The organism is Sphingomonas zeae, from assembly GCF_014197135.1.
Classification (GTDB): Bacteria; Pseudomonadota; Alphaproteobacteria; order Sphingomonadales; family Sphingomonadaceae; genus Sphingomonas; species Sphingomonas zeae.
On sequence record NZ_JACIFA010000005.1, the window covers coordinates 59,362 to 72,767 of the forward strand.

Below are 13,406 nucleotides of genomic sequence, written 5' to 3' on the forward strand. Positions count from 1 at the left end.
GAGTTATTTACTTCCGCCCGAACAGCTTCTCGATATCGCCATGCTGCAACTTCACCCAGGTCGGTCGGCCATGGTTGCACTGGCCGGAATGCGGCGTGACCTCCATCTCACGGAGGAGCGCGTTCATTTCGGCGACCGACAGGATGCGGCCCGCGCGGACCGAGCCGTGACAGGCCATGGTCGCCGCGACATGGTCCAGTCGCTCGCGCAAGGACAATGCCTGGTCGAACGCCGCCAGTTCGTCGGCCAGATCGGCGACCAGGCCCTTGGGGTCGCTCTGGCCCAGCAAAGCGGGCGTGGCGCGGACCAGCATCGCGGTCGGGCCGAAACGTTCGAGGTCGAGGCCGAACTCCGCCAGTTCCTCCGCGCGGGCCTCCAGGCGGTCGCAGGCGGGTTCGTCCAGTTCGACGACTTCCGGGATCAGCATCGCCTGTGACGCGACCCGCCCGCCGGTCAGCGCGGCGCGCATCCGCTCCAGCACCAAACGTTCATGGGCGGCGTGCTGGTCGACCAGGACCAGTCCGTCCTCGGCTTCGGCGACGATATAGGTCTTGGCAACCTGACCGCGCGCGACACCCATCGGATATTGGCGCACCTCGGGCGGTGATGCAAAGGCGACCTCAGCGCGGGCGAGTGGCGGCGGGGCGGCGAAACCGGCGCGCGGGGCGAATAGCGACTGCCGCTCCATCACCCGCGTTTCGGGCGCGGTGTGGGTCCAATCGTCAACGGGCGGGACGGCGGCCAGGGGCGGCGCGATGTTCTCGGTCTGCCACATGGCCAGCGCCGAATCGGGCGGGCGCTGGACGCTGCGGTGCCCGGCCTCATCCAACGCGCGGCGAAGCCCGGACACGATCATTCCCCGGATCAGCGCGGGGTCGCGGAAGCGTACTTCCGTCTTGGCCGGATGGACGTTCACATCGACTTCGCTCGGCGGCATATCCAGGAACAGCGCCACGACCGCGTGACGATCGCGTGGCAACATCTCGGCATAAGCCCCTCGAATCGCGCCCATCAGCAGGCGGTCGCGAACCGGCCGCCCGTTGACGAACAGATATTGATGGTCGGCGATGCCCCGGTTGAACGTGGGCAGCCCCGCGACGCCTCCCAGCGACACCGTGTCGCGCACCCAGTCGATGGCAACCGAATTCTCGGCCAGCGCCCGGTCGGTCAGCCCGGCGACCCGCCCCGGCCGCTCCTCGCCACCCGGCACGGTCAGCACCCGCCGCCCGTCATGCTCCAGCGTGAAGGCGATGTCGGGCCGCGCCATCGCCAGGCGGCGGACCATATCGAGGCAGGCGGCATATTCCGAACGCGGCGAGCGCAGGAATTTGCGCCGGGCGGGCACGCGGGCGAACAGGTCCTCGACTACGATGCGAGTGCCCGGCGGCACGGCGGCGGGGCCGTCGCGCAGCACTTCGCCATTGTCGACGACGCGGCTCCAGCCGTCGCGGCCCGCCGGGCGGCTTTCGATCGTCACTCGCGCGACGCTGGCGATCGAGGGGAGCGCTTCGCCACGAAATCCGAGGGTCATGACCGATTCGATCGCCTCGTCGGGCAACTTGGAGGTGCAGTGCCGCTCCAGTGCCAGCGCCATGTCATCCGCCGACATGCCGCAACCGTCGTCCGCCACTTCGATCCGACCGACCCCGCCCTGACCCAGCGACACCGCGATCCGGGTGGCGCCCGCATCGATCGAATTTTCGACCAGTTCCTTCAACGCACTGGCGGGCCTTTCCACCACTTCACCGGCCGCGATACGATTGACGAGATGGGGAGGCAGACGCCGTATTGACATGCGGCAAACCCTAGCCCAAGCGACGGCATCCCGCGACCCCGCAAATGACGGTGCAGGCGCCTGTGACGGCTCTTGGCGGCGGTTCGGGATATGAAACGTGCCCACCCGCTCCACCAGACGGAACGAAAGCCTCGATGCCCCTTCCTCGCTTCCTGAAATTCATGTCGCAAGACATGGCGATCGACCTCGGCACCGCGAATACCGTGGTCTATGTCCGCGGACGCGGCATCGTGCTCAACGAGCCGTCCGTCGTCGCGGTCGAGACGATCAACGGCATCAAGCGGGTGAAGGCGGTCGGCGACGACGCCAAGCTGATGATGGGCAAGACGCCGGGCAATATCGAGGCGATCCGCCCGTTGCGCGACGGCGTCATCGCGGACATCGACGTCGCCGAACAGATGATCAAGCACTTCATCCTGAAGGTGCACGGCCCTCGCAAGTTCGCGCGCTGGCCGGAAATCGTGATCTGCGTGCCGTCGGGTTCGACCAAGGTGGAACGCCGCGCGATCCGCGACGCCGCCTCGAACGCGGGTGCGAGCCAGGTCTTCCTGATCGAGGAGCCGATGGCCGCCGCGATCGGCGCCGACATGCCCGTCACCGAGCCGATCGGCTCGATGGTCGTCGACATCGGCGGCGGCACGACCGAGGTCGCGGTGCTGTCTCTCCGGGGCCTCGCCTACACCACGAGCGTGCGCGTCGGCGGTGACAAGATGGACGAGTCGATCGTCTCCTATGTCCGCCGCAACCATAACCTCTTGATCGGCGAAGCGACGGCCGAGCGGATCAAGCAGGAAGTCGGCATCGCGCGTCCTCCGGCGGACGGCATCGGCGTGACCATCCAGATCAAGGGTCGCGACCTCGTCAACGGCGTGCCCAAGGAAATCCAGATCAACCAGGGCCAGATCGCCGAGGCCCTGTCCGAACCGGTCGCGACCATCGTCGAGGGCGTCCGCGTCGCTTTGGAAAACACCGCCCCCGAACTGGCCGCCGATATCGTCGACCAGGGCATCGTCCTGACGGGCGGCGGCGCGCTGCTCGAAGGGTTGGACGAGGTGCTGCGTGACGAAACCGGGCTGCCGGTGACCGTCGCGGAGGATCCGCTGACCTGCGTGGCGCTGGGCACCGGCCGTGCGCTGGAAGACCCGATGTATCGCGGCGTCCTGCTGAACGGCTAACCTCCAGCATAAGGGGACCGGCGCATGGCGCCCGCCCGCGACCGTCGCACCGGCTTTTCGCGACGGCGGCAATATGGAGCTTTCCTGGCCTATGTGCTCGCGGTGGCGGGTGCGGTGGTGGGCGCGGTGCTGCTTGTCGCATCGACCTTCAACCCGCCCGCCTTCGGCGCGTTGCGCATGACGCTGGGCAGTGTGACCGCGCCCATTTCCGGCGCCTTCGTCGCGGCGGGCGACGCGATCAGCGGCGTGCCCGACACGATCGGCCATTATTTCTTCGTCCATTCCGAAAATGACCGGCTCCGCGCCGAATTGGAACGGTCGCGCGATTTGCTGCTGACCGCGCGCACCATCGCCTATGACAATCGCCGGCTGCGCCGCTTGCTCGCAGTACGTGAGCGGACGCCCGATGCGGTCGTGACCGCGCGGCTGGTCAGTTCGACGGGATCGAGCGGCCGCCGCTTCGCATTGCTGAACGCGGGCCGCTGGCAGGGCGTGGAACCCGGCATGGCGGTGCGCGGGCCGGAGGGCCTGATCGGTCGCGTGACCGAGGCAGGCCCCGCCGCCGCGCGCGTCCTGCTGCTGACCGATCCCGAGAGCATCGTCCCGGTGCGACGCACCCGTGACGGTATGCCCGCCATCGCGGTCGGACGCGGCGACGGGACGCTCGACGTCCGGTCGGTTGCCACCAATGTCCGGTTGGGCAAGGGCGACCTGTTCGTGACCTCTGGCACGGGCGGCCTATATGCGCCCAATATCCCGGTCGCGCGCGTCCGCACGAATGGCGGCGACGTAGCGGTGGCGCGGCCGTTCATCCATCCCGACACGCTGGATTTTGCGATCGTTCAGCGCGCCTTCATGCCGATGCCGCCATCGGCGCCGGCACCCCGGCCGTGACCCTCGACGCCTATAATCCCTTCGACCCCGGACTGCCCCCCGCCCGCGCCCGTGCGCTGCCGTGGCTGACCGTGATGGCTGGATCGCTGACCGCGATCGTCCCGGTGGTGGCGATCGTGCCGTTGCAGCCGCCGATGGGGCTATTGATGCTGCTCGCCTGGCGGTTGGTCGCCCGGTTCGCGCTGCGGCTCTGGGCCGCCGCGCCGCTGGGGCTGTTCGACGATCTGGTATCCGGCCAGCCGCTGGGTTCGGCGATGCTGCTCTGGTCGCTGACCTCACTGGCCATCGATCTATTCGAACACCGCCTGGTGTTTCGGGATTTCTGGCAGGACTGGTTGATCGCCAGCGGGGCCATCGCCTTCTGCCTGATCGCGGGGCGCTTCCTGGCGGTACCGGTGGAGGCACAGGTCGATGCGCCCCTGGTGATCCAGATCGCCATCACCGTGCTGCTGTTCCCCATGGCGACACGGCTGGTCGCGTGGATCGATCGCAAACGCGGCCGGAATGAGGTAGGGGTCTGAACATGGATCGCCCCGGCCGGATCATGACCGAGGCCGCGCAGGCCTATAGTTTTTCGCGCCGCGCCTTCGTGCTGGGCACGGCCCAGGCGGGCGTCGGCCTGTTGCTCGCCGGGCGCATGGCGTGGCTGTCGATCGCGCAGAACGAGAAGTATAATCTTCTTTCCGAGAGCAACCGCGTCAACACGACGATGATCCCGCCGCGTCGCGGCTGGCTGATCGACCGGCACGGGGTGCCCATCGCCAACAATCGCACCGACTTTCGCGTCGACATCATTCCCGACCGGCTGGAGGACAAGGACCGGGTGTTGGCGTTGCTTCGCCAAATTCTGAAGCTCGACGACGAGGCGATGAACCGCATCCGCCTCGACCTTGAGCACGCCGCCGGGTTCCAGCCGGTGCAGGTCGCCGAGCGGCTGGACTGGGAACGTTTCGCGGCGGTGAGCGTCCGCCTGCCCGAGCTGCCGGGTGTGCAGCCGACACGGGGGTTCGCACGCTTCTACCCCGCCGGGCCTGCCGTTGCGCATCTGACCGGCTATGTCGGCACGCCGTCGGCTGAACAGTTCAAGGCCACCCACGACCAGTTGCTCGTCACCCCCGGATTCAAGCTGGGCAAGGACGGGCTGGAAAAGATGCTGGAGCCTTACTTGCGCGGCAAGCCCGGCGCCAAGCGCGTCGAGGTGACGGCGCGGGGTAAGGTCGTGGCCGAACTCGCCACCCGTCCCGATACACCCGGCCGTAACATTCGCCTGACCATCGATGCGGGGCTGCAGGAATATGCCGCACGCCGCCTGGGCACCAATTCGGGTTCGGCGGTGGTGCTCGACTGCCGCACCGGCGAAACGCTGGCGATGGTGTCGATGCCCGCCTACGACCCCAACAGCTTTTCGGACGGGATCAGCCATCTGGAATGGGCGATGCTGTCGGAAAACGACCATGTGCCCTTGATGAACAAGGTCACGCAGGGCCTCTATCCGCCGGGCTCGACGGTCAAGCCGATGAACGGCCTGGCGCTGCTGGAAGCCGGGGTCGGGGCAAACGACCGGATATTGTGCACCGGCGCGATGCGGGTCGGCACCGGCGTCTTCCACTGTCATAAGCGGGGCGGCCACGGCGCACTCAACCTGAAGGGTGCGATCGAGCAGAGCTGCGACATCTATTTCTACGAGATGATCCGCCGCATGGGCTATGACCGGATCGCGCCGGTCGCGCGGATGCTGGGGCTGGGGCAGAAATTCGACCTGCCGCTGAGTACGCAGCGGTATGGCACCGTGCCAGATTCGGCGTGGAAGCTAAAGAAATACAAGACGAAATGGACCGTGGCCGACGGCCTGAACGCCTCGATCGGGCAAGGTTATGTGCTGGCCAATCCGCTCCAGCTGGCGGTCATGGCGGCACGGCTCGCATCGGGGCGGCATCTGGCGCCCAGCATGTTGGCGCATCAGGTCCATCTCGACGCTCCTGCCCTGCCCGTCGCCTCCGAGCATCTGGCGATCGTGCGCGACGCGATGTTCGGCGTGGTCAATCAGGGCGGCACCGGCGGCGCGGCGCGGATGCTGGTGCCCGGCGTCAGCCTTGCGGCCAAGACCGGCACCGCCCAGGTCCGCCGCATCACCATGGCCGAGCGGCGCATGGGGGTGCTGAAGAACGGCCAACTTCCCTTCAAACTGCGCGACCACGCTCTGTTCGTCTGTTTCGCCCCCGCCGACAATCCACGCTATGCGGCCGCCGTGGTGCTGGAGCATAATGGCCATACCGTGCGCAATTTGGACACACCGCTGATCGGGCGCGACATCATGACCTATCTGTTCGACCGCGACCGCGCGCTCGCTTCGCTGGCGCAGGACGAGCCGACCTGGGGCGGCGACATCGCCACCCGGATGCGCGCCGACGAGGCCGCCTATCGCGCGGCCCATTCGCCCAAGCCCGCTTCCGCAGCGACCAAGACCGATGCCGGCGCCGCGACCGACGCGCCGGCCGTCGAAGCCGCGACCAACGTCTCGGACGCGCAGGCCGAGGCGATGGCCACCCGTGAAACCGATCCCGAAGATACGGCGGACCCCAATCCATGAGCGGCCCCCGCATCATTCCCGAACCGATCGCGCAGCTGCCGTGGCGCGTCATCCTGCTCGTCACCGCGATCGGGTGTTTCGGACTGGTCGTCCTTTATTCGGCGGCGGGCGGATCGCTGACCCCCTGGGCCAAGCCGCAGGGGGTACGCTTCTTCGTCCTGCTGGCGGGATCGCTGATGTTGTCGCGCCTGCCGCTCGACCTGTGGCGGCGTATCGCCATGCCGGGCTATCTGATCCTGGTCGTCGCGCTGGTGCTGGTCGAACTCCTGGGCGCGGTGCGCGGCGGCAGCCAGCGATGGCTGGACGTGGGCTTCATCCGCCTTCAGCCCTCCGAGTTGATGAAGCTGTTCATCGTGCTGGGCGCCGCGCGTTTCTACGAGTTGATGCCCCCGGCAGAGACGCGGCGTTTCTCGGGCATATGGCCGGTCGCGGCGATGATCGCAGTGCCGGCCGCGCTCGTCATGAAACAGCCCGATCTCGGCACCGCGCTGATGATCTGCGCGGGCGGCGCGACGGTCATGTTCCTGGCGGGGGTGCCGCTGCGCCTGTTCATCGGCGGGGCGATGGCGCTGGCGGTGATGGCGCCGCTGGCGGTCAATTTCCTGCTGCACGATTATCAGCGCAACCGCGTGCTGATCTTCCTCGATCCCGAAAGCGATCCGCTGGGCACCGGCTATCATATCAGCCAGTCGAAGATCGCGATCGGCTCGGGCGGCATCTGGGGCAAGGGCTTCCTGAACGGCACCCAGAGCCATCTCGACTATTTGCCCGAGGGTCATACCGACTTCGTCTTCGCGACCATGGCGGAGGAATGGGGGCTAGTCGGCGGCTGCTTCCTCATCCTGGCGTTCATCCTGGTCATCCGCTGGGGGCTGAACGTGGCGCAGGCCGCGCCGTCGCGCTTTGCCCGGCTGGCGGCGGCGGGGCTGTCCACGACCATTTTCATTTACGTGATGGTCAATCTGATGATGGTCATGGGCCTGGCACCGGTCGTCGGCATTCCCCTGCCCCTGGTCAGTTATGGCGGCTCGTCGCAAATGACGGTTCTGTTGTGTCTGGGCATATTGATGGCGATCGACCGCGAAAATCGTCGGCCTGCGCGTTGGTAGGGCGAAAAAGCGCCCTCCGATTGCAAAAAGCATTTGCAAAGCGGCAAGGGACTGCTAAAGGCGCGCCTCCCGATCACGAGGCGGGCCGCCGGACGGCCTGACGAGCGTGACGAACGGACGCATAGCTCAGTTGGTAGAGCAGCTGACTCTTAATCAGCGGGTCCTTGGTTCGAGCCCAAGTGCGTCCACCAGTTTTTTCAACGGCTCCGCAGCGATGCGGGGCCGTTGTGCATTGGGTCCCTGGTGGCCCATCAGCGGGATGAAGGATTGATGGCAGGATATAAGGTTCCGGGTTTCGCCGATCGCGCATCGGCATCGCGCGACGCAAAGGCGGCCGCGCTCGAGAAGTTGCGGAACAAGGCCGCGCCCGACCCCGCCGTGGTGGCCGCCCGCGCTGCTGCGCGCGAGGCCAAGGAGGCCGCCGAGGCCGAGCGTCGCGCTGCCCACAAGGCCGCGATCGAGCAGGAAAAGGCCGCCCGCGAGGAAGCCCGTGCCCAGGCAAAGGCCGAAGCGGAAGCCGCCGCAGAGGCCGCTGCCGCCGCGGCGCGCCCGCCTGTGGTCCCCACCGCCGCCGAGCTGAAGGCCGCGCGCGACGCCCGCTACGCCGCTCGCAAGGCGCGTCAGGGCAAGTGACCCCACGCGAGCTGCTGGGCATCGCCGAGGTGCCGGGCGGCGAGCCCCTGCGACTGTTCCGCCGGGGCAAGGACTTCATGATCGTGCTCGACCGCAACGAGCTGATGAGCACGCGGATGAGCGGCTCGGAAGTCGCGCTCGGCACGATGACCTGCGACCGGCTGGGCGGGCGTAACGCGCCGCATCTGCTGATCGGCGGCTATGGCATGGGCTTCACGCTGCGCGCGGTGCTGGCTCGCCTCGGCCGCGATGCGCGGGTGACGGTGGCCGAGCTGGTCCCCGGCATCATCGAATGGGCGCGCGGGCCGATGGCGGAATTGACCGCCGGGTGCCTGGACGATCCCCGCGTCACGCTGGCCATGGGCGATGTCGGCAATGCCATCTATGCCGGGCGCGGGGCGTATGACGCGATCCTGCTCGACGTCGACAACGGCCCCGACGGACTGACCCGCCCGGCCAATGACGGACTCTATTCGAACCGCGGGCTGGACGAAGCGCGGGTCGCGCTGCGACCTGGCGGCGTGCTGGCGATCTGGTCGGCCGCCCCCGATCCGGTCTTCACCCGGCGACTGTCACGCGCGGGCTTCCTGGTCGACGAGGTCAAGGTGCGGGCGCGCGAGAATGGCAAGGGCGCGACCCACACCATCTGGTTCGCGACACCGCGATAACATCTACTCCATTCCTCCCCTGTAAGGGGAGGTGGCGCGCGCAGCGCGACGGAGGGGTGTCCCACTATCGAAAGGGTACACCCCTCCACCATGCCTTGCATGGTCCCCCTCCCCTTACAGGGGAGGAATTTCGTGTAGCTTGGCGCCGTCTAGTTCTCGACGCAGCCGCTCCTGCTCGGCCGCCTCCCGCTGCTTCTCCGCCTTGGTGCGGCCGAACTTCGCCCGGTTCTCCGCCGCCTGCTGATCGGCCTGCTTGCGTGCCAGCCCTTTGCGCGCCTGACGGAAGTTGACGATGTCCCCCATCAGCGCCGCCGCAGCCGCCGGAACAGCCCCTTGCGCTGGCTGAACGCCTCGAACATCTCGTCCGGGCCTTCCGGGTCGAGCACTTCGTTATCGGCCAGCCATTCCTCGACGCTGGACAGGTCGGGCACTTCATAGGGGCGCAGGGTCCGTCCCGGCTGCCCGCGCAACACCTCGACGGCCGCGATCAACGAGCCCGTGCGGGCGATCGCCTCGCCGACCTGCTTTGGCGCCACGCCCAGATGCTCGGCCAACAGTTCGTCGCGGATCGCCGCGATGCGCCGCCCCGCCGCGCTGTCCGCCTCGGCCGCGATCGCCAGGTCGCACTCGGTATCGAGCCGCATCGAGCGGTTGTTGAGATTGGACGAGCCCAGTCGGAACACCTCATCGTCGGCGATCAGGATCTTGGCATGGCAATAGATCGCCTCGCCGCCCGCCGTGAACGGGTGATAGAGCCGCAGCCGGCCATGCCGGTCGCGCCGCCGCAGCGCCTCGACCAGCCGGGCGCGCGCCGTGTCCATCGCGATCGGCTCCAGCCACCCTTGTGCCGTCAGCGGGTTGATGATGACGAAATCCGGCCCCCGCTCCTCGTCCAACCGCCGGGCGATCGCCTCGGCCACCCGGCGCGAGGCGAAATACTGACTCTCGATATAGACATAGCGCTTGGCCCGCGCGATCTGGGCGAGGAACAATGCCTCATTCTCGTGCACGGCGGCCTGATCGTCCATCTCCGGCATGGTCCGGGCGATCGCGACAGGCTGGTCGGTGAAGTCAGGCTGCAACCCCTCGGGCCAGCAACTGGCGCCCGGTACTGGCGGCCCCATCGGCTTGCCGCCGGCGGCGTGCCATCGCTCGCGGAACAGCTCGCCCAGCGCATGGGTCACCGGGCCTTCCACCGCGCTGATCGCGTCGTGCCACGGCTTGTAGGGCCGGCCGCCGGGCCGCTTGCGACAGGGATCGTCGTCATGGTGCGCGCATGTGTCCCAGCGCTCGCTCGTCATGTCGATCCCGCCGCAAAAGGCGAGCTGGTCGTCGATGATGACGATCTTCTGGTGATGCGACGCGGCGATCGGGTGATGGCCGTCGAGCTTGGTGTGGATGCGGGCATGTGCCATCCACTTCATGACGGTGAAGAAGGTCCGCCCTCGGAACAGCGACTTGATCGCGCCCGTATCCCAGCGGAGCAGGAAAATCTCCAGATCGGGCTGGCGCTGGACGAGCGAATAGATGAAGTCGCCCACCGTTTCGCCCGGCGCCTCGTCATGGTCGAGGACGATACGCGCATCGAAATCCCAGCCGATCAGCAAAATCCGACGCCGTGCATTCAGCATGGCGCGGCGGGCCATGCGGAAATAATTCTCCGCATCGATGATAACCGCCATCCGGTCGGCCTGCTCGATCCGCCAGCATTCCTGTCCGACCCTCAACCGCGATCTCCCTGTTGCCGCCGCGTCATGCCCGGGCGGCCTCCGCTGGCAAATAGCGAAACCGCCGACATCCGCAAACTGTCAGGGGATCATGCGCTAGGGGGCGCTCAGAAGATTCGGTAGCGCACAGGGCGGACCGCCAGTTGCTGGCCGGGGCTGGCCTCGACCGCGACGGGCAGGTCGATGGTCAGGGGCTCGGCCATGCCGACCACCTGCGCCGTGATCCGGCGGGACCGGCCAATGGGTCGGCTGGCCAGCACGGTGACAGGCAACGCAGCCGCATCGCCCGGCTCGGCCAGCTCGACATCATGCGGACGAATATGAATTTCGCCCGGCCCCCGCCCCTGCGCTTCGTCAGGCAGCGTCGCCAGTGCGTCGCCAATGACGGCCGCACCGTCGCGACGCGTGACGGGCAGGCGATTCGTCTCGCCGATGAAGGACGAAACGAAGGCCGTGGCAGGCGCGCCCTGCACTTCGGCGGGCGTGCCGATCTGTTCGATCACGCCACCGCGCATCACGACGATGCGGTCGGCGATCTCCAAAGCTTCTTCCTGATCATGCGTCACGAAGATCGAAGTCAGCCCCGTCTCGTCATGGATACGCCGCAGCCAGCTTCGGAGGTCCTTGCGCACCTGGGCATCGAGCGCACCAAAGGGTTCGTCGAGCAGCAGCAGCCGCGGTTCGATCGCGAGCGCGCGGGCCAGCGCCACACGCTGCCGCTGACCGCCCGACAATTGCGCCGGGTAGCGGTCGCCCAGCTCGGGCAACTGGATCAGTTCCAGCAACTCGGCGACCTTCGCCGCGATCGCCGCCTTGGTTGGCCGGTCACGCCGCTTGCGCACCGTCAGACCGAAGCTGATGTTCTGCGCGACCGTCATGTGCCGGAAGAGCGCATAATTCTGGAACACGAAGCCGATCCGCCGCTCGACGGCCGGGGTGCCGGTCATGTCCTGCCCATCGAACAGGACATGCCCTTCATCCGCGAAATCCAGCCCGGCGATGGTTCGCAGCAGCGTGGTCTTGCCCGATCCCGATGGCCCCAGAAGCGCGAGGAACTCGCCCGGCCTCGTTTCCAGGGTAATGCGGTCCAGCGCAGTGAAGCCGCCGAAGCGGCGGGAGATATTCTCGACGACGATGCTCAATGCGCGGCTCCCGCCCGGTGGATGCCGAAACGCCATTCCAGCACGGTCTTCACTCCCAAAGTCACCAGCGCGAGGGAGGCGAGCAGAGACGCCACCGCAAACGCGCCGACAAAGTCATATTCATTGTACAGGATTTCGACATGCAGCGGCATGGTGTTGGTGAGCCCTCGAATATGCCCCGACACGACGGATACCGCGCCGAATTCCCCCATCGCCCGCGCGTTGCATAACAGTACGCCATAAAGCAGGCCCCAGCGGATATTGGGGAGGGTGACGTGCCAGAAGGTCTGCCAACCGGTCGCCGCCAGCGAGCGCGCCGCTTCCTCGTCGTCACGCCCCTGCTCCGCCATCAGCGGGATCAGCTCTCGGGCGACGAAGGGAAAGGTCACGAAGACGGTAGCCAGCACGATGCCCGGCACGGCGAAGATGATCCGCACGCCATGTTCGGTGAGCCACGGCCCCAGCCATCCCTGCGCGCCGAACAGCAGGACGAAAACGAGGCCCGATACCACCGGCGATACCGAAAAGGGCAAGTCGATCAGCGAGATGAGCAGGCTTTTTCCGCGAAAGTCGAATTTGGCGATCGCCCAGGCCGCCGCCACCCCGAACACCGCGTTGACCGGCACGGAAATCCCCGCGACCAACAGAGTCAGGCGGATCGCCGCCAGGGCGTCCGGGTCCACCAACGCGTCGAAAAACACCTGCCATCCCTTCGCGAGTGCGCCCGCGAAGACCATGACAAGCGGCAGAAAAAGGAACAGCGCCAGGAACAGGAAGCCGACGCCGATCAGCGCGCGCCGCGCCCACGGGCTCTCAACAGTGGTGGGATGGGAACCGCTCATCGCGTCCCCCGTCTGGCACGCCAGGCCTGGAGCAGATTGACGAACAACAGCATCGCAAAGGACAGGACCAGCATCACGCAGGCGATGGCCGTCGCACCGTCATAATCGAATTGTTCGAGCTGCGTGATGATCAGCAGCGGCGCGATCTCCGACTTGAACGGCATGTTGCCCGCAATGAAGATGATCGAGCCATATTCCCCTACCCCGCGTGCGAAGGCTAACGCGAAGCCGGTCAGTAGCGCGGGCAGGATGGCGGGCAGGATGACGCGTCGAAATGTCTGTCCGCGCGTCGCGCCCAGCGTCGCGGCAGCCTCCTCAACGTCCCGGCCCAGATCCGCGAGAACCGGTTGGACCGAGCGAACAATGAACGGCAAACCTATGAAAACCAAAGCGATTGTTACCCCCAATGGCGTATAGGCGACCTTGATCCCCAGCGGCGCGAGCAGCGACCCGACCCAGCCATTGTCCGAATAGAGCGACACCAGCGCGATGCCCGCCACGGCGGTCGGAAGCGCGAAGGGCAGGTCCACCGCCGCGTCGATCAGCTTCTTGCCGGGAAATTCATAGCGGACGAGTATCCACGCGATCAGCAACCCGAACACCGCGTTGATCGCCGCCGCCGCCAGCGCCGCGCCGAAGCTCAAACGATAGGCGGCCAACGCCCGCGGCGACAGTCCGACCTCGGCGAAGCCCGCCCAGCCCATACCCGCCGCCCGGATGACGAGCGCGGAAAGCGGGACCAGAACGACCAGTCCCAGCCAGAACAGGGTCATCCCCATGGTCAGGCCGAAGCCGGGCAGCGCCGACCGCTGCTTGGAACGCCTCATGCCA

13 protein-coding genes and 1 tRNA gene are annotated in these 13,406 nt (G+C 67.1%); 8 read left to right on the forward strand and 6 right to left on the reverse strand.

What is annotated here, in order from left to right; genetic code table 11:
• Nucleotides 1–7: 7 nt before the first annotated feature.
• On the reverse strand, nucleotides 8–1,795 hold the full coding sequence (mutL, locus tag GGR45_RS08945; protein ID WP_175311321.1) for a DNA mismatch repair endonuclease MutL: 1,788 nt from the start codon (nucleotides 1,793–1,795) through the stop codon (nucleotides 8–10).
• Nucleotides 1,796–1,929: 134 nt separating this feature from the next.
• Here mutL and GGR45_RS08950 point away from each other — a divergent pair, with 134 nt between their 5' ends.
• From GGR45_RS08950 to GGR45_RS08985, 8 genes are all read left to right on the forward strand, one after another.
• Complete coding sequence (locus tag GGR45_RS08950) at nucleotides 1,930–2,970, forward strand: rod shape-determining protein (RefSeq protein WP_042482832.1); 1,041 nt, start codon at nucleotides 1,930–1,932, stop codon at nucleotides 2,968–2,970.
• A gap of 24 nt (nucleotides 2,971–2,994) precedes the next feature.
• Nucleotides 2,995–3,864 carry a rod shape-determining protein MreC gene (locus GGR45_RS08955; protein WP_175311322.1) on the forward strand — a complete coding sequence of 290 codons (870 nt, stop codon included), beginning with the start codon at nucleotides 2,995–2,997 and terminating at the stop codon, nucleotides 3,862–3,864.
• Nucleotides 3,861–4,385 (forward strand): rod shape-determining protein MreD, encoded by a 525-nt coding sequence (mreD, locus tag GGR45_RS08960; RefSeq protein ID WP_175311323.1) that lies wholly within the window; start codon nucleotides 3,861–3,863, stop codon nucleotides 4,383–4,385. Before GGR45_RS08955 ends, mreD begins: the two co-directional genes overlap by 4 nt.
• Before the next feature lie 2 nt (nucleotides 4,386–4,387).
• Entirely contained in the window at nucleotides 4,388–6,454 is a 2,067-nt protein-coding gene (gene mrdA / locus GGR45_RS08965) for a penicillin-binding protein 2 (protein WP_175311324.1), read from the forward strand.
• Nucleotides 6,451–7,563: a rod shape-determining protein RodA gene (gene rodA, locus GGR45_RS08970; protein WP_175311325.1), complete on the forward strand. Its 1,113-nt coding sequence runs from the start codon at nucleotides 6,451–6,453 to the stop codon at nucleotides 7,561–7,563. The genes mrdA and rodA overlap by 4 nt, the downstream gene beginning before the upstream one ends.
• A 115-nt stretch (nucleotides 7,564–7,678) precedes the next feature.
• Nucleotides 7,679–7,754 (forward strand) — tRNA-Lys (locus GGR45_RS08975).
• Between the two features lie 79 nt (nucleotides 7,755–7,833).
• Complete coding sequence (locus GGR45_RS08980; protein WP_175311326.1) at nucleotides 7,834–8,196, forward strand: DUF6481 family protein; 363 nt, start codon at nucleotides 7,834–7,836, stop codon at nucleotides 8,194–8,196.
• Entirely contained in the window at nucleotides 8,193–8,864 is a 672-nt protein-coding gene (locus GGR45_RS08985) for a spermidine synthase (RefSeq protein WP_175311327.1), read from the forward strand. The genes GGR45_RS08980 and GGR45_RS08985 overlap by 4 nt, the downstream gene beginning before the upstream one ends.
• A gap of 114 nt (nucleotides 8,865–8,978) precedes the next feature.
• Here GGR45_RS08985 and GGR45_RS08990 read toward each other — a convergent pair whose 3' ends face one another.
• From GGR45_RS08990 to cysT, 5 genes are all read right to left on the reverse strand, one after another.
• Nucleotides 8,979–9,167: a DUF4169 family protein gene (locus GGR45_RS08990; protein ID WP_175311328.1), complete on the reverse strand. Its 189-nt coding sequence runs from the start codon at nucleotides 9,165–9,167 to the stop codon at nucleotides 8,979–8,981.
• On the reverse strand, nucleotides 9,167–10,546 hold the full coding sequence (locus GGR45_RS08995; RefSeq protein ID WP_175311484.1) for a phospholipase D-like domain-containing protein: 1,380 nt from the start codon (nucleotides 10,544–10,546) through the stop codon (nucleotides 9,167–9,169). Before GGR45_RS08995 ends, GGR45_RS08990 begins: the two co-directional genes overlap by 1 nt.
• Nucleotides 10,547–10,698: 152 nt before the next feature.
• The gene (locus tag GGR45_RS09000; RefSeq protein ID WP_175311329.1) at nucleotides 10,699–11,733 is read right to left on the reverse strand and encodes a sulfate/molybdate ABC transporter ATP-binding protein; all 1,035 of its coding nucleotides are present in this window, start codon (nucleotides 11,731–11,733) and stop codon (nucleotides 10,699–10,701) included.
• A complete protein-coding gene (gene cysW, locus GGR45_RS09005) occupies nucleotides 11,730–12,575 on the reverse strand; it encodes a sulfate ABC transporter permease subunit CysW (RefSeq protein ID WP_175311330.1) in 846 nt (281 codons plus the stop codon). The genes GGR45_RS09000 and cysW overlap by 4 nt, the downstream gene beginning before the upstream one ends.
• Nucleotides 12,572–13,402 carry a sulfate ABC transporter permease subunit CysT gene (gene cysT / locus GGR45_RS09010; RefSeq protein WP_175311331.1) on the reverse strand — a complete coding sequence of 277 codons (831 nt, stop codon included), beginning with the start codon at nucleotides 13,400–13,402 and terminating at the stop codon, nucleotides 12,572–12,574. The genes cysW and cysT overlap by 4 nt, the downstream gene beginning before the upstream one ends.
• Nucleotides 13,403–13,406 lie beyond the last annotated feature (4 nt).